Raw genomic sequence first — 22,666 nt, 5'->3', positions numbered from 1 at the left:
GATGAAGGTCGCCGTCGTCGGCGCCGGCTGGGCCGGGCTCGCCGCCGCCGTCGACCTGACCCGGCGCGGCGCCGCCGTCACCCTCTACGAAGCCGGCCGCGTCGCCGGCGGTCGCGGGCGTTCGGTCAACATCGACGGGCGCACGCTCGACAACGGCCAGCACCTGCTGCTCGGCGCTTACCGCGAGACGCTGGCGCTCATGCGCAGCGTCGGCGCCGACCCGGACGCGCTGTTCGACCGTCGCCCATTGCAGGTCGTCGACCGCGACGGTTTCCGCCTGGCGCTGCCGCGCTGGCCGGCGCCGTTCAACGTCGCCTGGGGGTTGCTCACGGCGGCCACGGTCGACCTGCCGGAAAAGCTGAAAACCGCGCTCTGGATGCAGCGCGTCAAATGGCGCGGCTTTCGCCTGAGGCGCGACGAAAGCGTCGCCGACTGGCTCGACGCCGCCGGCCAGACCGGCGTCCTGCGTAAGAAATTGTGGGAGCCGCTCTGCCTGGCCGCGCTCAACACCCCGGTCGAACGCGCGTCGGCGCAATTGTTTGCGAACGTCCTGCGCGACAGCCTGGGCAGCCCGTGCCGCGCCGACACCGACCTGCTGCTGCCGCGCGTGCCCTTCGGCGAACTGCTGCCGGAACCGGCCTGCCACTGGCTCACGGCAAACGGCGCGACGCTGCGCTTCGGCCACCGGGTGCGCAGCATCAACGATACCTGCGTCGACGGCGAGGCCTACGATGCGGTCATTGTCGCCGTCGCCCCGCAGCACATCGGCGCGCTGTTGCCGGAAATCGACGCCCGCTTCGATTACGAGCCGATTGCCACGGTCTACCTGCAATTTGCCGCAAATACCCAACTGCCCTTCCCGCTCCTGCACCTCGGCGGCACCACCGGCGCCTGGGCGGTCGACCGCGGCAACGGCCTGTTCGGCTGTGCGATCAGCGGCCACGGCGACTGGGAAGCCCTGTCCGACGAAGCGCTGGCAGCGGAAATCGAAGCCGCGCTCGGCCTCGGCCCGGCCGACTGGCGCCAGGTGATCCGGGAAAAACGGGCGACCTTCTGCAGCCGACCGCAACTGGCGCGCCCCGCCCACATCACCGCCGACTCACGCCTCGTCCTGGCCGGCGACTACACCTGGGCCGACTACCCGGCAACGCTTGAAGGCGCGGTCAGGAGCGGCCTGCGCGCGGCAAGGGCGATCCGCGCTCGATGAACCATGCAAAAACCGCCGAGGTTCGGCGGTTTTCTGGCACGCTCAATCGGTCGACTTAAGCGGTGGATTTTCTCGACTTTGCGCTCTTGGTCGTACCTTCAACCATGCTGCTCAACTGCGCGCTGCCGGTATCCTGTGCTTCCTGCACGGCTTTCTGGACCGACTCCATCGCCGTGGCTGCCTGTGCCATTGCCGATTTGATCGCATCCTTAACCGATGCAGCGTTCTCCGGCAGCGAGTTCACCGTCACTTCCACCGCCGAGAAGAATTCCTTTTGCGCGTCTTTCATCTGCGACTGGACCAGCTCGCCGAATTCGCTGCCCATGCCTGAAGCAAGCTTGAACAACTCCTGGCTGTAGTTTGCGGTTTTTCCGGCAATTTTCTGGAGCAGTTCTTCATTCAGCTTGGCCAGACTTTTCAGATCCTTGGCACTCATCAGGGTTTTCACATGCTCGTCATGAGCCTGAAGATGATTGCGGGCTGTGTCGAGGTTCAACTGGGCAATCTTCTCGACGACATCCAGGGCCTTTCCGGTCATTTCGTGAAGAGCGGCAAGTTGTGCCTTGTGGGCGCTGACGACTTTTTCTGCGTTCAACATACTTGATCCTGGAAATGAAATTATCGGGAACTTCAGCCTAAACCTCGACCTTTACACCCGTATTTCAGCAATTCACTGCCTCCGAGCGATGCTGCCCTTCAGTGGGGAAGCTGGACTCCCCGATTACAGCGGCCAATGCTTCAACGGCACGGGGATCGAACCGTTGCCCGGCCATCTCGCGTAACCAGGCGATGGCCTTTTCCCGAGGCCAGCCTTCCTTGTAGGGACGCTTCGAGACGAGCGCGTCGTACACGTCGGCAACACTCACGATCCGTGCCGAAACCGGTATCTGATCAAGGGTCTTGCGGCCTGGATAGCCGCTGCCATCGGCACTTTCGTGGTGGTTGGCAGCGATTTCCGCAGCCAAGGCAATGTAGTTCATCCCTGGCACCATGCCTGCTGCCTCAGCCAGAATCTCGGCACCGATCGCCACATGCGCCTGCATCTGGCGCTTCTCACCACCATCGAGCGCCCCGGGTTTGTTGAGGATTGCATCTGGCACCCCCACTTTGCCAACATCGTGGAGAACCGAAGCCAGAACGAGTTGCTCGACAAAGGCTTCATCACGCAGGCAGGCGTAATCGTCATGGACGCGCAACTTGAGTGCCATTGCCCGGACCATCCGCTCAACCCGGCGGACATGCTCACCCGTTCCGGCGTCCCGAAATTCCGCCATGCGCGCCAGCGCATAGACAATGGCTTTCTGCGCATCCTGCAGACGCCCGAGCAGGAGAACCGAATCCCAGCCGGCGCCAACAGCTTCCGCAAGAATGCCGAACAATACTCGATCACCGTCATCCACACTGGAAACACCACCGAGGCAGACGAAAACCGGCGAATCCGTACGCGACGGGATGGGGGCCAGGACCAGGCCATCCACCCAGCGCAAGGTCAGCCCGTCCCAGGCGTCGATGGCATCAATGGCCGATTCCGGCAAATCGCCCTGGTGCGCCAGCGCCGTGCTGCCCTGCCCTTCGCGACGCCTCAGTTCGCCGCCACCGGCGTTCAGCAAGGCAACCATGAACGCCAGCGCCCCCTTGCCGAATTCATCCAGTTCCTGATGACGGGCCAGCCCCTGGTTGGCGTGAACAATCTGTGCCAGACCGGCACGCTGACGCTCAAGATCGAGCAGGTGCTGGTACGCCCGCAACGATGCGACGACGGTCGTGAACAATTTCTGGGTCGTCAGTTCCGTCTTCTCCTTGTAATCGTTGATGTCATAGCGAAGAATCACCTCCTTTTCCGGGGCATAGCCTGGCTGCCCGGTGCGCAGCACGATACGAACCAGCTTGTTGCCGAGGGTGACGCGGACGAACTCGACCAGACGCAGGCCCGCGTCCGTTTCTTCCATGACGACATCGAGGAGCAATACGGCCACATCGTCATGCTGCAGCAGATAGGCCTCTGCCTCGCTTCGCGAATATGCCGGAATGATTTCCAGCGCCGCACCGGCAAACGAGAAATCAGCCAGAACGATCTTTGTTATCGCGAACACATCCGGCTCGTCATCGACCACGAGCAGTTTCCAGGCGGCCCTGGCAGCACATTGCGGAACGGGCCCGTCATCTTCATCGATCAGGAAATCTTCATCGCTATCCGGGTCATCAATCATTGGGGCACCTCCAGTGGCAAATCGATGACGAAACTTGTGCCCAGACCAGGCTGGCTTTGACAGGCGACCGTTCCCTTGAGTATCCCGGTCACCAGATTGAACACGATGTGCAGGCCGAGGCCGGACCCACCGGCATGACCGCGTGTGGTGAAAAATGGCTCGAACAGATGCACCTGGTCGCTCTCGGAGATACCTACACCATCATCGGAAAAAACCATGTGCAAGTGGCTGTCCGAACGACTGCAAGCGATCGAGATCGTCCCGGGACGGTTCTCGGGAAAGGCGTGCTCGAGCGCATTCATCGTCAGGTTGGTGAAAATCTGGGCCAGTGCCCCGGGATAACTGTCGAGGACGATGTCCGGCGGACAGTCCACCCGGACCTGATGGGTTTGCCGCTTGAGCACGGGACGCAGGCTGTGCAGCACTTCGCCAAGATAATCGGCCAGATTGAAACGACGGCGCACTTCGCTCGTCTGATCCACCGCAACACGCTTGAAGCTCCTGATCAGTTCAGCCGTCCGCTGCACATTGCTGCGGGCCAGCAATACGCTTTCCCCGGCCATCTCCAGAAAGCGTGTCATCTCGGAACGCCGCAGATGGCCTTCGGCCACGCTGGCTTGCAACTGTGCCAGGCCGGCTTCAAGGTGAGTTACTGCCGTCAGCGCAATGCCGACCGGCGTATTGATTTCGTGCGCCATGCCGGCCACCAGACGGGCAAGCGCCGCCAGGCGACGAGCTTCGACCAGGCTGTCCTGCGTCGCACGCAAATCGGCGACGGTTCTTTCCAGCTGCTGGGCATAGGATTCGACATCGCGACGCAGCGCTTCCGAGCGTTCGCGGGCACGGGCAAAAATCTCCGATTGCGCCATCAACAGGACATAGGTATCGAGCAAGCGATGCTGTCCATCGGGAAAGTCCACCATCAGCGGCTCGAACAGCAACTTCCTTGGACGGGCCAGAGCCTGCCTGACGGCATCATGGACGAGCGTTGCCGAGGCCAGACAGAGCCAGGGTGCGGACAAGGAAACAACCGCCCTGGCCACGGGATGATTCAGGTACAACTCGGCACGAAATGGCTGCGACAACTCTTCCAGCCAGCGCTGACGGGACACCACGCCGACGACATCGCTACCGTCGGTGACGATGCACCCTGGCAACTCCGGGTTGTTGCGCAGGCTTTCGTCGATATCGTGTCCGGGCGCAGCCAGGTCGACCGAGCAGGCGTGACACGGCAACTCGCCAATAGCGCTGTCAATATCCAGAACAGGGCCGGCATCAGGCGCTGGCGTACCGGTCTCCTGATACGCCATCGCTCCCCCGGAATGCGCTGCCATCGCGTTGCCCATGATACTGATCACCCCCCGGCGACCCGCATCGGGTCAGTGCTCGTGGACATAGGTTCCAGGCGCTGCCGCCAACGAAGGAAATTCGGCGGTGGCCGCCGGTCGGGCCGGGACAGACTCGCCCAAGCGGGGCTTCAGCCAGTGCATCCAGTCTTCCCACCAACTTCCGGCATGCTGCTTGACATTCGCCTGCCAGGCGCGCGGGGAATCCGCCTTGCGGTGTGCCGGCCCGGCCCAGTAGGCGCGCTTTGCCGGTCTTACCGGTGGATTGACAATACCCAGGATATGGCCCGAGGTCGTCAGGACGAAACGCTTGTCGCCACTGACATGATGCAGGGTGCGGAAAGCCTGTTGCCAGGGGGCAATATGATCGTCTTCGGCGGCCACCGCGTAGAGCGCCTGGCGAATGATGCCGAGATCGATCGGCTGCCCGGCCACTGTCAGGCTTCCCGGCTGGATGAGCCGGTTATGCAGGTAAAGCTCGCGGAGATACCAGGCATGCATGGCGTAGGGCATGCGGGTTGAATCCATGTTCCAGTAAAGCACGTCGAACGCTGCCGGTGCTTCGCCATACAGCCAGCCCTTGACGATGTAATGCCAGACCAGGCTGTTCGAACGCAACAAGCGGAACGATGCCGCCATCTCCTTGCCATCGAGATAGCCTTTGCGTGCCATCTGCTCGGTGAGGTGGTCAATGCTTCCCGGATCGATGAAAACTTCGATGTCACCAGGCTTGTGAAAGTCCACCAGGGTCGTAAACAGTGTCCAGTCGGCAACCGGCATCTGCTCCGGCGGATACCTGCGGTTGGCCCAGGCCATGTAGCTTGCCAGTGCCGTCCCGCCAATACAGTAGCCCACCGCATGGACGCGTGACTGGCCGGTGAATTCCCGGGCAAGCTGCACGATCCGGTCGATGCCTTCGACGAGATAATCGTCGAAGGCCAGGTCCCGCATCGAAGCGTCCGGATTCTTCCAGCTCGTGATGAAAACATCGACCCCCTGATCGAGCAGGTAACGCACCATGCTTTTCCTGGCGGTCAGATCGAGGATGTAATACTTGTTGATCCACGGCGTCACGATGACCAGAGGCTCGGCACCGACCCGCTCGCTTCTCGGTGCGTAATGGATCACCTCAAGCAGGTGATTGCGAAAGACAACTGCGCCAGGCGTTGTCGCCAGATTCTCGCCGACCTTGAAATCATCAGGATTGGTCATGCGGACATTGCCGGAGAGCACATCCTCCATCATGTTCTCAACACCTCGCCACAGGCTCTCGCCGCGCGTCTCGACAAGCTTCTGCAAGGCAACCGGGTTCGACCACAGGTAGTTCGTCGGCGCCACGGCATTCAGCCACTTCCGCCACCAGAATGCCGCCCGCCGACGCTCACGATCGGACAGTGCGGGGGTTTCGTACAGGATGTCCTGAATATGGTGCGTGAAGGCCAGATACCATTCCTTGACCAGATCCCAACTGGCGGACTCCGTCCATACCGGATCGACAAAACGGGCATCATCGGCCTGCGGCAGTACCGGATCGACGCTCGGTAGCCCCAGGGAACGCTTGACGCTATGCGCCTGCAATTCGAGGAGATCCGTAGACAGGCGGAAGAGGCGCTCAGCCAGTTCCTGTGGGTGGAGCATCCATGCCATCTGCGCATGCGCGATCGGCACCCCGATCCCGAACGGATCAAACTGGGCCAGCAACTTCTCCCTGGCCTGACGCAACTGCCGATGGATCTGAGCCGTATCAGGCAACGGCTTTGGCGCCGGGATTTCCGGCAGCCCTGAAATGCCTTTACGGTGGCGGCGGTCAAGATGACTCATGCTGTGCTCCCTGGCAAGTATCGCAAGCGCCCCCCGGACAATGAAGCGTAAGCGTTTTTTACGCAGCCCTCCGGAAGCTACCCTGCCAGCTTGCTACAAAAGCGTTTCAATCTTGCGACAGCAGTCCCCTGGCGAGCGTGCAGACGGGCATCGCGTGCCCCAAGGTGGCGTCAAAACAGCCAACCCGGATCGCCAATTTCAAGCAACGGATTGAATCCGCAACACACGGCCACAGCGTGCTGCAATTGCTTCGTCGTGGGTTACCAGAATCAAGGTCGTGCCCTGCCGGGTATTGAGGTCGAACATCAGTTCGATGATCTGCTTACCGGTCACCGCGTCGAGGTTGCCGGTCGGTTCGTCGGCCAGCACCAGCCGCGGCGCTGGCGAGAAGGCGCGGGCCAAGGCGACGCGTTGCTGCTCGCCGCCGGAAAGATGCTTCGGGTAATGCTTGAGGCGATGACCTAGACCGACGCGCTCCAGCCAGTCGCGTGCCAGCGCCGCTGCATCCTTGCGGCCGGCCAGTTCAAGCGGCAGCATGACGTTTTCCAGCGCGGTCAGCGCCGGCAACAGCTGGAAGGACTGGAAGACGAAACCGAGCAGCCGGCCCCGGGCGAGCGCGCGCGCATCTTCGTCGAGCGCGGCCAGCGACACGCCATCGAGGCGGATTTCGCCGGCCGTGGGAACATCGAGGCCGGCGAGTAGTCCGAGTAGCGTGGATTTTCCCGAACCGGAAGCGCCGACGATGGCTACCGTCTCGCCCGGCATGACCGAAAAGGAAATATCCTGCAGAATCGTCAAGGGCTCGCCGCCGTTATCGACGGTCTTGCCCAGACCCACCACTTCAACTACCGGTTTTTCCGTCATGCGTGCTTTCCTGTTCCTGTTATCGCTGCTGGTCTTCGCGCCGCCAGCCCTGGCCGCCAAAACCATCCTGGTCATGGGCGACTCGCTGTCCGCCGGCTACGGTATCCGTCCGCAGCAGGCCTGGCCGTCGCTGCTGCAGGAGCGCCTGCGCGAATTGCGCCTCGATTATAGCGTCGCCAACCTGTCGATCTCCGGCGAAACCAGCGCCGGCGGCCGCGCCCGCTTTGCTGCCGCGCTTCAGGCGCACCAACCGGCGGTGGTCATCCTGGCGCTGGGCGCCAACGACGGCCTGCGCGGCCTGCCCTTGAAGCAGATGGAAAACAACCAGGAGACGATGATCGTCGCCGCCAGAAAATCCGGTGCCCGCGTGCTGCTCGCCGGCATGCGTCTGCCGCCGAATTACGGGCCGTACGCCGATCAGTTCTTCCAGCGCTTCGGCGACATCGCCAAGGCGGAAAAAACCGCCTACCTGCCCTTCCTGCTCGAACCGGTGGCGACCCGCCCGGAACTGTTCCAGGCCGACCGCCTGCACCCGACTGCCGACGCCCAGCCGCTGCTGCTGGAGCACGTCTGGCCGGCGCTACGGCCGCTGCTCAGGTAGGCCGGCGGGCGACGATGGCCTGGCGCACGCAGGGTTTCGGCTCGCCGGCATAGCCCTCGAACCAGGCGATTTCTGCCAGCCCGGCCGCCGCCGCGACGGTGCGCAGTTCGCCCGGGCGCAGCAGGAAATCGGGGTTCGACGGCTTGCCCCAGGCTTCGTTGCCAAGCATGAAGGTTTCGTAGAGGAGCACGCCGCCGCCCGCCAGTTGACCGAGCAGTTCCGGCAGCCGTGGTCGCCACAGGTAGTTGGTGACGACGATGCCAGCGAATGTTTCACCCGCCAGCGGCCAGACGTCGCCTTCGAGATCGAGGCAACGGGTTTCGATGCCGGCGATGTCGTTCAACGCCGCCAGCGCCGACGCATCGCGATCGACCGCCAGGACCTGCCGGCCCTGCCCTGCCAGAAATCGGGCATGACGCCCGCTACCGCAGGCCAGGTCGAGGATTCGACCGGTGTCCGGCAAGCACGAACTGTAACGTTCGATCCAGCCGGATGGGCGTATGATTTGAGTCATTTCATTCACGGAGCGCGTCATGTCGGGAACGGTTGTCGTCAGGGAAAACGGACAGGGAAGATACCAGCAGGAAGTCATCGCCGGCCAGCACCGCCTGATTGCCGACGAACCGGCCAGCATGGGCGGCAGCGACGCCGGACCGGCGCCCTTCGATTTCGTCATGGCCGGGCTCGGCGCCTGCACCTCGATGACCCTGCGCATGTACGCCGAACGCAAGGAACTGGCGCTGCGCAAGGTTCACGTCGAACTGTCGCACCACAAGGTCGAGGTCGACGGCACAATGCGTGACTGCATCGAGCGCCGCATCACGCTGGAAGGCGACCTGACGCCGGAACAACGGCAGCGTCTGCTCGAAATCGCCAACAAATGCCCGGTTCACCGGGCCTTGTCGCAGTCTTTCCAGCTCGATTGCGAACTTGTCGATTAGGTGAAACCCGAGGGCAATACCCGCATTTTTTGCATGGTATTGCGCACTCGAGTATGAGAAAATATTGCACTGCACAATCCCCGTAAAAACAATAGCCTGAAAAGAGAGCCAGCATGTTGGAACAGCACTATCTGACCGCACTTTTCGAACCGAAGTCGGTCGCCGTGATCGGCGCCTCGGATCGCGAAAACTCCGTCGGCAACGTCATCTTCAAGAACATTCTCGGCTCGGGCTACAAGGGCCGTCTGTACGCGATCAACCCGAAACACGAGACGATCCAGGGCCAGCCGGCCTACAAGTCGATTGAGGAAATCGGCGCCCGCGTCGAGATGGCGGTCATCGCCACCCGCCCGCAGACGGTACCGCAGATCATCGAACAGTGCGGCCGCAGCGGCGTGCGCAACGTCATCGTCATCGCCTCGGGTTTCTCCGAAGCCGGCCACATCGGCGCCGCGCTCGAACGCAAGGTGATGGAAATCGCCCGTTCCTACAACGTGCGCGTGCTCGGCCCCAACTGCCTGGGCATCATCCGCCCCGAACTCGGCCTCAACGCCACCTTCACCCGCGCTTCCGCCGCGCCCGGCAACCTGGCCCTGGTCTCGCAGTCCGGCGCCATGTGTTCGGCAGTGCTCGACTGGGCGCAGGCCAACCAGGTCGGTTTCTCGTCGGTCATCTCGCTGGGCATGACCGCCGACGTCGATTTCGGTGAAATCCTCGATTACCTGATCTACGACAGCCGCACCCATTACATCCTGATGTACGTCGAAGGCATCCGCCACGCCCGCCGCTTCATGAGCGCGTTGCGTTCGGCGGCGCGGATCAAGCCGATCATCCTGCTCAAGGCCGGCCGTCACGAAGCCGGTTCGCACGCCGCCCGCCTGCATTCGGGCATGGCCGCCGTTTCCGATACCGTCTTCGACGCCGCCGTGCGCCGTGCCGGCGTCGTCCGCGTCAAGAACGTCGGCCAGCTGTTCTACGCGGCCAAGGCACTCGCCTCCAAGTTCCGTCCGCAAGGCGCCCGTCTGGCGATCATCACCAATGGTGGCGGTCCGGGCGCCATGGCGGCCGACCGTGCGGGCGACCTCGGCATTCCGCTGGCCGAGCTGGCCGCGGAAACCATCGGCAACCTGAACAAGGTGCTGCCGGCCAGCTGGTCGCACAGCAACCCGATCGACATCGGCGGCGACGCGACCCCAGAACGTTACCGCGACGCCCTGCTATCGATCTCGCAGGATCCGAACGTCGACAGCACCCTGGTCATGCTCTCGCCGCAGGCGATGACCGACCCGATGGGCGTGGCCCAGGCGATCATCTCGATTTCCGACAAGCTCAACCGCCGCATCATCTGCTGCTGGATGGGTGAATCCCAGGTTTCCGAAGCGCGCAAGCTGCTCGAAGACTCGGGCATCCCGGCCTTCCGCATGCCGGAAACGGCAATCGAACTGTTCCACCACATTTCCAAGTACTACAGCAATCAGAAGTTGCTGCTGCAAACGCCGGAACCGACCCGCCAGCACGGCCGGCCGGAAGCCGAAGGCGCCAAGATGCTGATCGAGGCCCTGCTCGCCGAACGGCGCAAGGTGCTCTCGGAAATGGAATCGAAGGCCATCCTGCGCGCCTTCAAGGTGCCGGTCGCCCAGACCATGGTCGCCCGCACCGCCACCGAAGCCCTGCTGCTGGCCGAACAGATCGGCTTCCCGGTGGCGATGAAGGTCGATTCGCCCGACCTGCCGCACAAGTCCGACGCCGGCGGCGTCCGCCTCAACATCCAGAACGCACCGGCGGTACGCAACGCCTATCACGACATCATCGACACGGTGCAGAAGCGCAATCCGACCGCCAAGATCAACGGCGTCTCGATCGAACCCTTCCTGTCCCGCCCGCACGGCCGCGAAATCATGATCGGCGTGCTGCGTGACCCGATCTTCGGGCCGGTGATCACCTTCGGCGCCGGCGGTTTCGACAATGAAATCTTCTCCGACCGTTCGGTCGCGCTGCCGCCGCTGAACAAGTTCCTGGCCAAGGACCTGATCGACTCGACGCGCACCTCCAAGGTGCTCGACCAGTTCCACAACATGCCGCCGGTCGACCGTGAAGCGCTCAAGGAAGTCCTGCTGTGCATCTCGGAAATGGTCTGCGAACTGCCGTGGATCATCGAAATGGACCTCAATCCGCTGATCGTCGACGAGCACGGCGCCATCGCTGCCGACGCCCGCATCGTCATCGACCATGCGGCCAACAGCAGCGGCGACCGCTACGCGCACATGGCGATCTATCCCTACCCGGTGCACCTGATCCAGGACTGGACGATGAACGACGGCAAGGTCGTCACCATCCGCCCGATCCGCCCCGAAGATGCCGACATGGAGCAGGAATTCGTCAAGGCCATGTCCGACGAATCGCGCTACTACCGCTTCATGGACACCCTGCGCGAACTGACCCAGACCATGCTGGTCCGCTTCACGCAGATCGACTACGACCGGGAAATGGCGCTGGTCGCAACGCTGCCCAACGCCGAAACCGGCAAGGAACACCAGATCGGCGTGGCCCGCTATGTGCTCAATCCGGACGGCGAATCGGTCGAGTTCGCGCTGGCCGTCGGCGACGACTGGCAGAAGTGCGGTGTCGGCCGCAAGCTGATGACGGCGCTGATCGACTGCGCCCGCAGCAAGGGCTACCGCGCCGTGGTCGGCGACGTACTGTCGACCAACAGCAAGATGTTCCGCCTGATGACCAGCCTCGGCTTCACCATCCACCCGCACCCCGACGACACCGCCGTCAAGCGCGTGGTCAAGCCGCTGACCGGCTGACACCGACCGCAAACGAAGCGCGCGCTTTCACCGGCGCGTGTTCATGCGGCAGGGCGAGCGAGACTGCCTCGGCAGTCTCGCAAATATCCTGTTGCACGCCGCAACACGCGGACCAACAGCGCAACAGTCAAAGCAATCAGCCTATCCTGCGCCACCTTGATCTCGGCACGCCGCATTGCCTCGGCGCGCTCGACGGCCTGCTCGTAGCGGCGACCCCGCCGTTCGGCATCGCGCGCGGCAAGGGGCAGCGCCCCCGGGCGGTCGATCTGGCTCATGGCAATCTCCTTCACAAGTAACGGTTCGCACTTTATTGCTACAACCGAATATCGGAAACCGCCGAAAATGCAGATTGCTATTGCAGTTTTTGCAAAACAATAAATTCCCGTTCATACTGCCAGGCATGCAACTGAACCTGACCGACGCCGCCCTCTTCGTCCGCGTTGCCGAACTCGGTACGCTTTCGGCGGCAGCGCGCGAGCGCAACGAGCCGGTCAGCCAGGTATCGCGCGCCATCGCCCGCATGGAGGCCGCACTCGGCGTCCGCCTCCTGCATCGCAGCACGCACGGCCTGTCGCTGACCGATGAAGGCGACACCTTCCTCGCCCACGCCCGGCGCATGCTCGACATCGCCGCCGAAATGGACAGCGAGTTGAGCGGCAAGCTGGCCGGGCCGAGCGGACTGGTCCGCATCTGCATCAGCCCCATCCTCGCCCAGATGGTCATCGTCCCCAGCCTGCCTGGGCTGTACGCGCGCCACCCGGGGCTGCAGATCGACATCCTGGCCGACGACCGGGTTTCCGATCTGGCTCGCGACGGCATCGACATCGCCATCCGCGCCGGCGTCGACAACGCCGAAAGCCTGGTCATCCGGAAAATTGGCGAACATGGCCGCAGCCTCTACGCCGCCCCCAGCTATCTGGACAAGTTCGGCACACCGGCGACCCCGGCCGATCTGGCAAAACACCGGCTGATTGCCAACAGCGCCAGCCAGTCTCTGAATCGCTGGCCATTCAGGAAATCGACGCAGGACAGCAGCGAATGGGACAGCACCGCCGCCGTCTGGCAGTCGGCCAACAAGGACAAACGGCTGGCCCGTAGCAACCGGACCGACATCCTGCTGGTCAAGGGCCACACCCGCGCCGACAGCACTTCCATCGTCCTCGCCCTGGCGCTCGAAGGCATCGGCATCGCCCGCCTCAACGAATTATTGGTCTCGCCGCTGGTCCGGCGCGGGCAACTGTGCCAGGTACTCGCCGACTACACCGACCGCGAACGCATCCCCGTGTACGCGGTGATGCTGCAGGAACGCCATCGCCTGCCCAAGGTTCGTGCTTGTCTGGATTACTGGCAGGAATGTTTTGCCGCGATGCGCACGCACCGCGACGACGACGCGGTTTAAGTCGCCAGCGCCGCGTCGATCAGGCGCCGCGCAATACTCACCGGATCGGGCAGCAGCGGCAGTTCAGCCGGCAGGTACCAGCCGGCATCCTCGATTTCACCGGGCTGCGGCGTGATCGTCCCGCCGGCGTAATCGGCGAAGAACGCGATCATCAGCGAATTGGGAAACGGCCAGGGCTGACTGGAGAAATAGCGCAGGTTGGCGATCTCGACGCCGACCTCCTCGCACACTTCGCGCACCGCGCATTGCTCCAGCGTCTCGCCCGGCTCGACGAACCCGGCCAGCGCGCTGTACACGCCCGGCTTGAAATGCGGACTGCGTGCCAGCAGCAGCCTCTCGCCATCGCGCACCAGCACCATCACCGCCGGCGACAGACGTGGATAAGCCAATAGGCCACAGGCCGGACAGCGCATCGCCGGCTCGTCCGCCACGATTTCGGTTGGCGTGCCGCAACGGCCGCAATAACGGTGATTGGCCTGCCAGTCGAGCAGTTGCGTCGCCCGACCGGCGAGCGCGAAAATTTCCGGACCGGCCAGGGTGAAGATGGCGCGCACGGAAACCGGTTCGGCGCCGGGTATTTTCGGGAATTCGGCGACGTCGACCGCAACATGGCGACATTCCGGCGATTCGCTGACGATCAGCGCCCGCTCCGGATTGCCGAAATCGGCAGCATGGCCCACCGGGAACTGTGCGCCATCGGCCAGGAACAGCAAGCGATGCTCGCAACGCAATATCCAGTAAGTCGTCTTGTCCATGATGGCTCCGGAAAGTCAGGCGTTACGGCCGTGCATGACGATGCGTGAGGCGCACCAGATCGCCGCCAGGTTGGCGACCACGGCAACGTAGCCGACCAGCGGATAGCCGACCATGCGACCGCTATCGTCCATATTGACCAGGAAACCGGCCAGCGTCGTCGCCAGCCCCATCGCCAGGGACTGCACGGTACCGTTGAGCGACATGAAGGTGCCACGCAGTTTCGGCTGCGCCGCTGAGGCGATGATCGCCATCGCCGGGATCATCCGCCCTGACAGCAACACGAAGAAGCTGGTCGAACAGATCAGCCAGCCCCACAGCGGCAGCACACCGACATGCGTCAGCACCAGCAGCGGCACCATTGCCAGCAGGCCGACCCGGCGATAGATCTCGACCTTGCCGTGATGGTCAGCCCAGCGCCCGATCAGCCGGGCGCTGATGAAGGTGGCGAAGCCGCCGACCAGGTAGACGATGGGAATGTCCGCCTGGGCGATGCCGACGTTGCCTACCGCGTAAATCGTGATGTACGGAATCACCGTGAAACCGGAAAAGATGATCAGCGCGGAAAACAGCAAGGCGCGCAGGTGGTTGCCATCGGCAAGCACACTGAAGGTATCGGAGAGCAGATGTGCGCGCTTTTCCTCAGCAAGGTGATGCCGCAGTTCCGGCAGGAAACGCAGGCCGACCAGCATGAAGACAACGCCCAGTAATGCGATCAACGCGAACGGCGCGCGCCAGCCCAGATGATTGGCCAGCCACAGCGACAGCGGTACGCCGGCAATGGTCGACAGCGAAAAGGCGCTGGCCACGATGCCGCTGGCCCGCGCCCGGCGTGAGAACGGAATCGCATCGCCGATCATGGTGTGGATCAATGCCCCCATCACCCCGCCGAACACCCCGGCCATCCCCCGCGCCAGCAGCAGCGTCGAATACCCCGGGGCCAGCGCACAGGCCAGCGTCGCCAGCGCGAACAGCGCCACGACCACCAGCAACAGCCGCTTGCGCTCGAAGCGATCGACGAAGGTCGCTGCCAGCACCCCGGAAACCGCCGCACTGAAACTGTAGGACGCGACCAGCAAGCCGAACTCGTGCGTATCAATGCCGAAAGCGGTCATCAGGATCGGGCCGAGCGGCATCATGATCATGAAATCGAGCACATGGCTGAACTGGATGCCAGCCAGGGTCACCAGAAAGAAACGCTCGACGCGTGGGGAAAGCTCGGTAGTCATCAGGGATGCAGATCAACGCACCTTGTCTGACTCCGTCGGCTCGGCCGGCAGCAACAGGTTGAGCAGCACCGCCAGCACGCCGCACAGGCTGATGCCCTGCAGCGAGAAGCTGCCGATGGTCACGCCCAGGCCGCCGATGCCGGTGACCAGGGTTACCGAGACGATGCACAGGTTGCGCGCGCTGGTCAGGTTCACCTTGGCGTCGAGCAGCGTCTTCAGGCCGATGCCGGCAATCGAGCCGAACAGCAGCACCATGATGCCGCCCATCACCGGCATCGGGATGGTCTGCAACAGCGCGCCGAACTTGCCGACGAAGGCCATAAGGATGGCGAAGCCGGCAGCCCAGGTCATCACCACCGGGTTGTAGTTCTTGGTCAGCATGACGGCGCCGGTCACCTCGCCGTAGGTGGTCACCGGCGGGCCGCCGAACAGGCCGACGACGTTGACCGCCAGGCCGTCGCCGAACAGCGTGCGGTGCAGGCCCGGGCTTTCGGTATAGTCCTTGCCGGCCACCGAGCCGATGGCGAGGATGCCGCCGACGTGCTCGACGATGGGCGCAATCGCCACCGGGATCATGAACAGGATCGCCGCCAGGTTGAATTCCGGCGTGCCGAACTCGGGCACGGCAATCCACGCCGCCGCCGTGACCTTGCTGAAATCGACGATACCGACGAACAGCGAGACGGTGTAGCCGACGGCGACACCGACCAAAATCGGCACCAGCTTGAGCAGGCCGCGCGCGCGGATGGCAGTGAGCATGGTCGCCAGCAGCGAGATGGCGGCGATGGCGATGGCCGTTTCGTAGGGCACGACCTGGGCATCGCCGGCCTTGCCAGTGGCCATGCTGACCGCAACCTGGGCCAGACCGAGGCCGATGACCATGACCACCGGGCCGATCACCACCGGCGGCAGCAGCTTGTGGATCAGGCCGACGCCACGCCATTTGACCAGCGCCGCGGCGACGTAATAGAAGAAGCTGGCGGCGGCGAGCGCGCCGAGCGTGGCGTTCATGCCCCAGGTCTGCACCGAATAGATCACCGGCGCGATGAAGGCAAAGCTGGAGCCCAGGTAGATCGGCACCTGGCGCTTGGTGCATAGCTGGAAGATCAGCGTGCCGACGCCGGCGCCGAGCAGCGCCAGGCTCGGGTTGAGGCCGGTAAGCAGCGGCACGAGGACGGTCGCGCCGAAGGCGACGAAGAGGATTTGCGCGCCGGACAGGGCGGTGCGCCAAACGGGGTCGTGGGTGTGACTCATGATTCCTTGGTTCCGAAAATCTTGTCGCCGGCATCGCCGAGGCCCGGGATGATGTAGCCGTGCTCGTTGAGATGGCTGTCGATGGCGGCGGTGTAAATCTGCACGTCGGGATGCGCTTTCTCCATCGCCGCGATGCCTTCCGGTGCAGCAACCAGCACCAGCGCCTTGATCTGCTTGCAGCCCTTGCGCTTCAACATGTCGATGGTGGCGATCAGCGAACCGCCAGTAGCCAGCATCGGGTCGATGATCATCGCCAGGCGCTCGTCGAGTTGGCCGACGAAGCGCTCGAAATACGGCTCCGGCATCAGCGTCTCATGATTGCGGGCAATGCCGACAACGCTGACCTTGGCGTTCGGGATCAGGTCGAGGATGCCGTCGAGCATGCCGATGCCGGCGCGCAGGATGGGTACCACGGTAACCTTCTTGCCCTTGATCTGCTCGATTTCGACCTCGCCGCACCAGCCTTCGATAAGACGGGGCTCAAGCTCGAAATCGCGGCAGGCTTCGTAACTCAGCAGGCGCGCCAACTCGGCGGTCAGCTCGCGGAATTTCTTGGTACTGATGTCGCCTTCCCGCATCAGTCCGATTTTGTGTTTGACCAGGGGATGGCGGACTTCGATCACCGGCATGAACTACCTCGCGTGCGTTTGCAGAAAGGGGGAAGGTTAATCGATTCGGGGCGACCGCGCAGTTGACCAAGCGCAATTTCCATCCGGATTCCCGACGAACGAATTATCACCGGCCACCAGGCAGGCGTACGCAAGGCAAAGGGGATATCCGGTATCGCTGAAAGTGAATATCTACCCCGCCACCTTCCGCCACCCCTTCCCCTCGTTGCTGTCATTCGCTCCACCGAAGGTCAAACAGCTACAAACCAACCGTTCAGCCCCGATGCTGCTCAAACCATTTGAGCAGCATCGCGTAGAGAATTTCTGGCTTAACCGGCTTGGAAAGAAAGTCATTCATGCCTGCGTTAAAGCACCTTTCCTTGTCTTCGGCAAAGGCATTGGCCGTCATCGCCAGAATGGGCGTCGTCTCGCAGCCGGACAATTGCCGTATCTGCCGGGTTGCATCCAGTCCATCCAACACCGGCATCTGCATGTCCATCAGGATAGCGTCGTAATCGCCTGAACAGGCTTTCTCGACGGCTTGCTGGCCGTTCTCCGCCATATCGACGGCGAGGCCCACATCCTCCAGCAGCATTTGGGCAATTTCCCGGTTGATCGGCTCATCTTCCACCAACAGGATGCTCTTGCCAGCATGGTCACGCAGCAGGATTTGCTCGGCGGTTTCGTTGCCGGTATGGGTGGCTTGTGCAGTTGTTGTGGGCGTTTTCTGGAGAACAGCGGTGAACCAGAAGATGCTGCCCTGGCCGGGCGTGCTGGTGACACCCGCACCGCCCCCCATCACTTCGGCGATTTTCTTGGTAATAGCCAGCCCAAGTCCGGTGCCGCCGTATTGGCGAGTAGTCGAATTGTCGGCCTGCTCGAAGGCCGTGAAGAGTCTGGACTGTGCTTCGGGACTAATGCCGATACCCGTATCTTCAACTTCGAAACGCAGCGTGGCGGTGTCGTTGGTTTCGGCTTCTTGCGTTACTCGCAGGGTGACATGACCCCGCTCCGTGAACTTGATGGCATTAGCGGCATAGTTGAGCAGGGCTTGTTGCAGTCGAGTGGGGTCACCGTGAAACTGAGGCAAGGAACTCGTTTCGATGTTGAAGCGCAGGCCCTTGTCGCGGGCTTTCTGGCCGAGCATCGAGTCAACATTGACGAGCAGGGCCTCAACATGGACCGGGAGGTCTTCCAGGACGAACTTGCCTGCTTCGATCTTGGACAGGTCGAGTACCTCGTTGATGACCTCAAGCAGATGCTTGCCGGCGCTTTCGATCTTGTTGATTTTATCTATCTGCAACGGGGCCAAGCCACTACGGCGAAGGATGTGTGCCATGCCGGTGATGGCATTGAGCGGGGTGCGGATTTCGTGGCTCATGTTGGCCAGGAAGGTACTCTTTGAAATGTTGGCGGCCTCCGCGGCTTCTTTGGCAATCCGAAGATTGTCTTCAGTCTGGCGACGGCGGCTCTTTTCAATGGCCAGCGCTACCAGCGCGGCCGCGCTGGTGATAAAGGCAATATCTTCCGGTTCCCATACCTTAGCCTTGCCAATGTGTTCGAGACACATGACGCCCCAAAGTTTATCGTTGACGTGAATTGGCACATCAAGCATTGAGTTGATGCCGAGCGGTATCAGATAGTCAGCGGAAAACTCGCAGGTGCCAGCATGGGTGTGTGCGTCATTGGCAACAATTGGCTCGTCCCTCTCGATGTGCTTGAAGTAGGCGGGGTAATCGGCTCTCGACAAGGCAAACCCTGATGTATGTTTTTGGCCTGTTGCCCCCCAAAGATCACGGCAGTGAATTGTTTGAAGGTCTTCGCTCAGTTGCCAGATGCTGACTCTGGCAATATCGAGGGTGCCGGCTATCTTTTCCAATACAAAGGCAAAGGCGTCATCCAGACTGGCACTCAGCTCTGGCGAGCGAATGATATGAGACAGGCTCTCCTGACTCGTTTGTAAGCGGGTTCGGCTTGATAACAATTCGTCAATATGTTTTTTGACGTCATCATGCGCAACCCTGAGTTCTATCGTGCGCTCTGTTTCACGCCTCCGCAGACGCCACAGTTGCCATGCCAACGATACGGCAAGCAAGACGAATACAACACGCAGTTGGAAAGCTCTTTTTTCAGCTGCATTGACAGCAGCGAGCGTGCGCTGGTCAGAGAGCACAATGGCTTCTCCGATTGATCTCATGATACCCAGCTTGGCTTCATGGTAGCGGGCGTCGTGCAGCATCTCGACGGTGCGTTGTTGATCGTCTGGTGCCGGCGGCTGCATTTTTTCCAGCAATGCCATGGCGGCGAGCTCGATCTTTGCCAGTTCATCCGAATCACTCTTGGCCTCGGCCAGTTTGGCGAATTCCGGCTCGGCGAACCCGGCCTGCTGCATCAGTGCCATCAAAGGGATTGCCTCGGCAAATGGGCGAGGTCTTTGGTCGCTGGGACCGACCAGATCCCAATAGACGTACTGATAATTGACCGGACGTGGTTTTTTACCGTCGCGGATATCGAGGATTTCTTGGAAATGCCGCTTGTAGATCGGGTTGCCCGTTACAGCGTAGGTTCGCACCATACGTGTCAGGTCGTCGGATGACTGGCGCAATTCTTCCGCCAATAGCAGCGAGGCATGTCGCTGTTCGTTGGCGGCATCGATACGTTTCTCGGCGGCAACATAAAACACGAAGGTCGCCAAGGTCATGCCGAGCAAGACGAGCGTTACCGGGACGCGATTTAAGAGGTTGAGGAGCTGCTTGAGCATGAAGAAACACTACTATGGGGCGCAAGACATCGTCCAGTGGTTTATCAACCACTGATCAACACCCACCGCAAGCGCCCCCCGCCGCAGTGATAAACTCGCGCCTTCCCCCGATGAGTGCTGTACCGTGCGCCTGACCCTGCTTGTTCCCGAATTGATCTGGCCCGAACCGGGCGACCCGTTGACGCTGGACAAGTTGCCGGCGCCGGGTTTCGAGTGGTTGGACGGGCATGCGGTGTTCCGGCGTTCGGCGCCGGTTTCGCTCGAACAATCGTTGGTCGAGCTGTTCGGTGTGCCGGCTGGTGGACCGGCGGCGTTCCGGCGCTTGGGCGAAGCGGGTGCGGTCGCCGAAGATGGGCACTGGCTGTGCGCCGATCCGGTGCATCTGCGTTTTCATCACGAGCGCATCGTGCTTGCCGATGCCGGGGCTTTCGATGTGGACGAGACTGAGGCGCAGGCGCTGGTGGCAGCGCTGAATGCCGAGTTCGCCGACATCGGCGTGTTTCATGCGGCGACGGCGCGGCGCTGGTATCTGCGTCTGCATCAGCCGGCCGAGCATGTCGCTGCGCCGCTTTCCGCCGTCGCCGGGCGGCGCATGGACAGCGACCTGAGCGACAAGACTTCGCCGCTGCACCGCTGGCTGAACGAAGTGCAGATGTTCCTGCATTTACACCCGGTCAACGCGGCGCGGGCCGGCGCCGGCAAGCCGGCGATCAACAGCCTGTGGTTGTGGGGTGCGGGGACTGCCGGGCAGCCGGCGGCAGCCTTCGATGCGCTGTTCGCCGATGATACGCTGGCCGTCGGCCTGGGCCGCGCTGCCTGCTTGGCCGTGCATGGCCGACCGGAAAATCTGGGTGAAGTGCTCGCCGCCAAGGTGCAGGCGCCGCTGGTCGTGCTTGATCAATTGCTGCCGACCATCCTCTACGAAAACCCGGAAGGCTGGCGGCAGGCGTTTACCGATCTGGACAGCCACTGGTTCGCCCCGCTGCGCGCGCAACAGGGCAAGACCGTGCACCAGCTCGACATCGTCGCCCCGACCATCTACGGCCGGCTGCAGTGGACAATCACCGGCGGCGAGCGCTGGAAATTCTGGAAGAAGGGCCGCTCGCCGGCCGCCATTGCCAACGCGCTGGCCGCCACAGCGCCGGAAGGAAGACCGTCTTGACCCGCATCGTCACCCGCAGCGCGCCCCAGCGTACCGTCTGGCAACTCGAACAACAGGGCCTGCATCCCCTGCTCGCCCGGCTCTACGCCGCGCGCGGCGTTACCGACAAGGCCGAACTCGATTACGAGCTGAAATCCCTGCTGCCGCCCACCGCGCTGACCCACGCCGGCGACGCCGCCAGCCTGCTCGCCGACGCCATCGAGGCCGAGGCAAAAATGCTGATCATCGGCGACTACGACTGCGACGGCGCCACCGCCACCGCCGTCGGCATGCGCGCCTTGAAAGCGCTCGGTGCCGACGTCGATTTCCTGCTGCCCGACCGCTTCAAGCTCGGCTACGGGCTGTCGCCGGAGATCGTCGATGTCGCTGCGCAGCAATCGCCGGACCTGATCATCACCGTCGACAACGGCATCGCCAGCCTCGAAGGCGTCGCCCGCGCCCAGCAGCACGGCATCGCCACGCTGATCACCGACCATCACCTGCCCGGCGAATCGCTCCCCGACGCCGACTGCATCGTCAATCCCAACCAGCCCGGCTGCGACTTCCCGTCGAAATGCATCGCCGGTGTCGGCGTGATGTTCTACGTAATGCTGGCACTACGCGCCGAATTGCGCGAGCGCGGCTTTTTCGCCGAGCGCCCGGAACCGAACTTCGCCGACCTGCTCGACCTCGTGGCGCTGGGCACCGTCGCCGACGTCGTCAAACTCGACCGCAACAATCGCATCCTGGTCAGCCAGGGCCTCAAGCGCATGCGCGCCGGCCGGCTGCAGCCGGGCATCGCGGCGCTGTTCAAGGCGGCCGGGCGCGATCCGCGCAAAGCCACCGCCTTCGACCTCGGCTTCCTGATCGGGCCGCGCCTGAACGCCGCCGGCCGCCTCGCCGACATGCGTCTGGGCGTCGAATGCCTGCTCACCGACGACCCGGCGCGGGCGCTCAACATCGCCCAGGAACTCGACAACTTCAACCGCGAACGCCGCGAAATCGAGGCCGGCATGCAGGAACAGGCGCTCGCCCTGCTTGAGTCGATGGACGTCGATGCCGCCGCACCCGGCGTCGCCCTGTTCGACCCGGGATGGCACGAAGGCGTCGTCGGCATCCTCGCCTCGCGCATCAAGGACAAGCTGCACCGGCCAGTGTTCGCCTTTGCCCAGGGCGAAGGCGATATCGTCAAGGGTTCCGGCCGCTCAATCCCCGGCCTGCATCTGCGTGACGCGCTCGACCTCGTCGCCAAGCGCGCCCCCGGCCTGCTCGTCCGCTTCGGCGGCCACGCGATGGCCGCCGGCGCGACCCTCCGGGCCGGCGATTTCGAACGCTTCCAGGCCATGTTCGCCGAAGTCGCCGGCGAACTCCTCGCCCCGTCCGACCTCACCCGCACGCTGGAAACCGACGGCCCACTCGAAGGCGGCTACATCAGCCTGGAAACCGCCAAGCTCCTGGAAAACGAAATCTGGGGCCAGGGCTTCCCGGCGCCGCTGTTCGTCGACGAATTCGAAGTCGAACAACAGCGCGTGCTCAAGGAAAAGCACCTGAAACTGCGGCTGCGCAAGGGCAACAGCCGGATCGAGGCGATCCAGTTCAATTTCTCGACCCAGCCCGGCCACAACACCCGCGCTGCCTATCGGCTGTCGGTCAATGAATACATGGGCGTCGAGAATCCGCAGTTGATGATCGAGTACCTGGAGTAAGCCGACCACCTGCCC

General features: G+C 62.8%; 19 protein-coding genes. 7 read left to right on the top strand and 12 right to left on the bottom strand.

Annotation, left to right across the window (positions count from 1 at the left end; genetic code table 11):
- Position 1 precedes the first annotated feature (1 nt).
- Positions 2–1,207, top strand: coding sequence for a hydroxysqualene dehydroxylase HpnE (gene hpnE / locus G471_RS0108850; protein ID WP_028995040.1), 1,206 nt, complete (start codon positions 2–4; stop codon positions 1,205–1,207).
- 55 nt (positions 1,208–1,262) lie between these two features.
- Here the strand turns inward: hpnE and G471_RS0108845 are convergent, their stop codons facing one another.
- The 5 genes from G471_RS0108845 to G471_RS0108825 form a co-directional block, all read right to left on the bottom strand.
- The gene (locus G471_RS0108845; RefSeq protein ID WP_028995039.1) at positions 1,263–1,805 is read right to left on the bottom strand and encodes a phasin family protein; all 543 of its coding nucleotides are present in this window, start codon (positions 1,803–1,805) and stop codon (positions 1,263–1,265) included.
- Between the two features lie 64 nt (positions 1,806–1,869).
- On the bottom strand, positions 1,870–3,417 hold the full coding sequence (locus G471_RS17175; RefSeq protein ID WP_051295387.1) for an HD domain-containing phosphohydrolase: 1,548 nt from the start codon (positions 3,415–3,417) through the stop codon (positions 1,870–1,872).
- A complete protein-coding gene (locus G471_RS17170; protein ID WP_051295386.1) occupies positions 3,414–4,727 on the bottom strand; it encodes an ATP-binding protein in 1,314 nt (437 codons plus the stop codon). The genes G471_RS17175 and G471_RS17170 overlap by 4 nt, the downstream gene beginning before the upstream one ends.
- A 69-nt stretch (positions 4,728–4,796) precedes the next feature.
- Positions 4,797–6,410 carry a PHA/PHB synthase family protein gene (locus G471_RS0108830; protein WP_245580541.1) on the bottom strand — a complete coding sequence of 538 codons (1,614 nt, stop codon included), beginning with the start codon at positions 6,408–6,410 and terminating at the stop codon, positions 4,797–4,799.
- A gap of 372 nt (positions 6,411–6,782) precedes the next feature.
- Positions 6,783–7,448 (bottom strand): ABC transporter ATP-binding protein, encoded by a 666-nt coding sequence (locus tag G471_RS0108825; protein ID WP_028995037.1) that lies wholly within the window; start codon positions 7,446–7,448, stop codon positions 6,783–6,785.
- Here G471_RS0108825 and G471_RS0108820 point away from each other — a divergent pair.
- Positions 7,447–8,049, top strand: a complete 603-nt coding sequence (locus G471_RS0108820) for an arylesterase (RefSeq protein ID WP_028995036.1) — start codon at positions 7,447–7,449, stop codon at positions 8,047–8,049. The two genes, G471_RS0108825 and G471_RS0108820, sit on opposite strands and share 2 nt — an antisense overlap.
- Here the strand turns inward: G471_RS0108820 and G471_RS0108815 are convergent.
- Entirely contained in the window at positions 8,042–8,563 is a 522-nt protein-coding gene (locus tag G471_RS0108815) for a class I SAM-dependent methyltransferase (protein WP_028995035.1), read from the bottom strand. The genes G471_RS0108820 and G471_RS0108815 overlap by 8 nt on opposite strands.
- A 19-nt stretch (positions 8,564–8,582) precedes the next feature.
- On the opposite strand from G471_RS0108815, the gene G471_RS0108810 reads away from it, so the two are divergent.
- Together G471_RS0108810 and G471_RS0108805 are read left to right on the top strand one after the other, a co-directional pair.
- Positions 8,583–8,990 carry an OsmC family protein gene (locus G471_RS0108810; protein WP_028995034.1) on the top strand — a complete coding sequence of 136 codons (408 nt, stop codon included), beginning with the start codon at positions 8,583–8,585 and terminating at the stop codon, positions 8,988–8,990.
- 113 nt (positions 8,991–9,103) lie between these two features.
- Positions 9,104–11,800 (top strand): bifunctional acetate--CoA ligase family protein/GNAT family N-acetyltransferase, encoded by a 2,697-nt coding sequence (locus G471_RS0108805; protein ID WP_028995033.1) that lies wholly within the window; start codon positions 9,104–9,106, stop codon positions 11,798–11,800.
- A gap of 41 nt (positions 11,801–11,841) precedes the next feature.
- Here the strand turns inward: G471_RS0108805 and G471_RS0108800 are convergent, their stop codons facing one another.
- Positions 11,842–12,075, bottom strand: a complete 234-nt coding sequence (locus tag G471_RS0108800) for a hypothetical protein (RefSeq protein WP_157272471.1) — start codon at positions 12,073–12,075, stop codon at positions 11,842–11,844.
- A gap of 125 nt (positions 12,076–12,200) precedes the next feature.
- Here G471_RS0108800 and G471_RS0108795 point away from each other — a divergent pair, with 125 nt between their 5' ends.
- Positions 12,201–13,199: a LysR family transcriptional regulator gene (locus G471_RS0108795; protein ID WP_028995031.1), complete on the top strand. Its 999-nt coding sequence runs from the start codon at positions 12,201–12,203 to the stop codon at positions 13,197–13,199.
- On the opposite strand, the gene nudC is transcribed toward G471_RS0108795, so the two are convergent.
- The 5 genes from nudC to G471_RS18325 all read right to left on the bottom strand — a co-directional run bounded on the left by nudC (position 13,196) and on the right by G471_RS18325 (position 19,804).
- A complete protein-coding gene (gene nudC / locus G471_RS17165; RefSeq protein ID WP_043421265.1) occupies positions 13,196–13,954 on the bottom strand; it encodes an NAD(+) diphosphatase in 759 nt (252 codons plus the stop codon). The genes G471_RS0108795 and nudC overlap by 4 nt on opposite strands.
- 15 nt (positions 13,955–13,969) lie before the next feature.
- Entirely contained in the window at positions 13,970–15,181 is a 1,212-nt protein-coding gene (locus G471_RS0108785) for an MFS transporter (protein ID WP_043421263.1), read from the bottom strand.
- 12 nt (positions 15,182–15,193) lie between these two features.
- Complete coding sequence (locus G471_RS0108780; protein WP_028995029.1) at positions 15,194–16,435, bottom strand: uracil-xanthine permease family protein; 1,242 nt, start codon at positions 16,433–16,435, stop codon at positions 15,194–15,196.
- A complete protein-coding gene (gene upp / locus G471_RS0108775; protein WP_028995028.1) occupies positions 16,432–17,064 on the bottom strand; it encodes a uracil phosphoribosyltransferase in 633 nt (210 codons plus the stop codon). The genes G471_RS0108780 and upp overlap by 4 nt, the downstream gene beginning before the upstream one ends.
- A 253-nt stretch (positions 17,065–17,317) precedes the next feature.
- Positions 17,318–19,804 (bottom strand): hybrid sensor histidine kinase/response regulator, encoded by a 2,487-nt coding sequence (locus G471_RS18325; protein ID WP_051295385.1) that lies wholly within the window; start codon positions 19,802–19,804, stop codon positions 17,318–17,320.
- 124 nt (positions 19,805–19,928) lie between these two features.
- Between G471_RS18325 and G471_RS17155 the strand changes: the two genes are divergently transcribed.
- A complete protein-coding gene (locus G471_RS17155; RefSeq protein WP_051295384.1) occupies positions 19,929–20,966 on the top strand; it encodes a hypothetical protein in 1,038 nt (345 codons plus the stop codon).
- A complete protein-coding gene (gene recJ, locus G471_RS0108760) occupies positions 20,963–22,651 on the top strand; it encodes a single-stranded-DNA-specific exonuclease RecJ (protein WP_028995027.1) in 1,689 nt (562 codons plus the stop codon). Before G471_RS17155 ends, recJ begins: the two co-directional genes overlap by 4 nt.
- Positions 22,652–22,666: the final 15 nt, after the last annotated feature.

It is taken from the genome of Azonexus hydrophilus DSM 23864 (genome assembly GCF_000429605.1).
Classification (GTDB): domain Bacteria; phylum Pseudomonadota; class Gammaproteobacteria; order Burkholderiales; family Rhodocyclaceae; genus Azonexus; species Azonexus hydrophilus.
This window is presented reverse-complemented; position numbering and strand designations above follow the sequence as displayed.

Coding starts and splice junctions, on each gene's coding strand:
- G471_RS0108825 (WP_028995037.1), bottom strand. CDS start 7,448: ATGACGGAAAAACCGGTAGTTGAAGTGGTGGGTCTGGGCAAGACCGTC.
- upp (WP_028995028.1), bottom strand. CDS start 17,064: ATGCCGGTGATCGAAGTCCGCCATCCCCTGGTCAAACACAAAATCGGA.
- G471_RS0108805 (WP_028995033.1), top strand. CDS start 9,104: ATGTTGGAACAGCACTATCTGACCGCACTTTTCGAACCGAAGTCGGTC.
- G471_RS0108800 (WP_157272471.1), bottom strand. CDS start 12,075: ATGAGCCAGATCGACCGCCCGGGGGCGCTGCCCCTTGCCGCGCGCGAT.
- G471_RS0108780 (WP_028995029.1), bottom strand. CDS start 16,435: ATGAGTCACACCCACGACCCCGTTTGGCGCACCGCCCTGTCCGGCGCG.
- G471_RS17170 (WP_051295386.1), bottom strand. CDS start 4,727: ATGGCGTATCAGGAGACCGGTACGCCAGCGCCTGATGCCGGCCCTGTT.
- nudC (WP_043421265.1), bottom strand. CDS start 13,954: ATGGACAAGACGACTTACTGGATATTGCGTTGCGAGCATCGCTTGCTG.
- G471_RS17175 (WP_051295387.1), bottom strand. CDS start 3,417: ATGATTGATGACCCGGATAGCGATGAAGATTTCCTGATCGATGAAGAT.
- G471_RS0108785 (WP_043421263.1), bottom strand. CDS start 15,181: ATGACTACCGAGCTTTCCCCACGCGTCGAGCGTTTCTTTCTGGTGACC.
- hpnE (WP_028995040.1), top strand. CDS start 2: ATGAAGGTCGCCGTCGTCGGCGCCGGCTGGGCCGGGCTCGCCGCCGCC.
- G471_RS0108830 (WP_245580541.1), bottom strand. CDS start 6,410: ATGGCATGGATGCTCCACCCACAGGAACTGGCTGAGCGCCTCTTCCGC.
- G471_RS18325 (WP_051295385.1), bottom strand. CDS start 19,804: ATGCTCAAGCAGCTCCTCAACCTCTTAAATCGCGTCCCGGTAACGCTC.
- G471_RS0108815 (WP_028995035.1), bottom strand. CDS start 8,563: ATGACTCAAATCATACGCCCATCCGGCTGGATCGAACGTTACAGTTCG.
- G471_RS0108810 (WP_028995034.1), top strand. CDS start 8,583: ATGTCGGGAACGGTTGTCGTCAGGGAAAACGGACAGGGAAGATACCAG.
- G471_RS0108845 (WP_028995039.1), bottom strand. CDS start 1,805: ATGTTGAACGCAGAAAAAGTCGTCAGCGCCCACAAGGCACAACTTGCC.
- G471_RS0108795 (WP_028995031.1), top strand. CDS start 12,201: ATGCAACTGAACCTGACCGACGCCGCCCTCTTCGTCCGCGTTGCCGAA.
- G471_RS0108820 (WP_028995036.1), top strand. CDS start 7,447: ATGCGTGCTTTCCTGTTCCTGTTATCGCTGCTGGTCTTCGCGCCGCCA.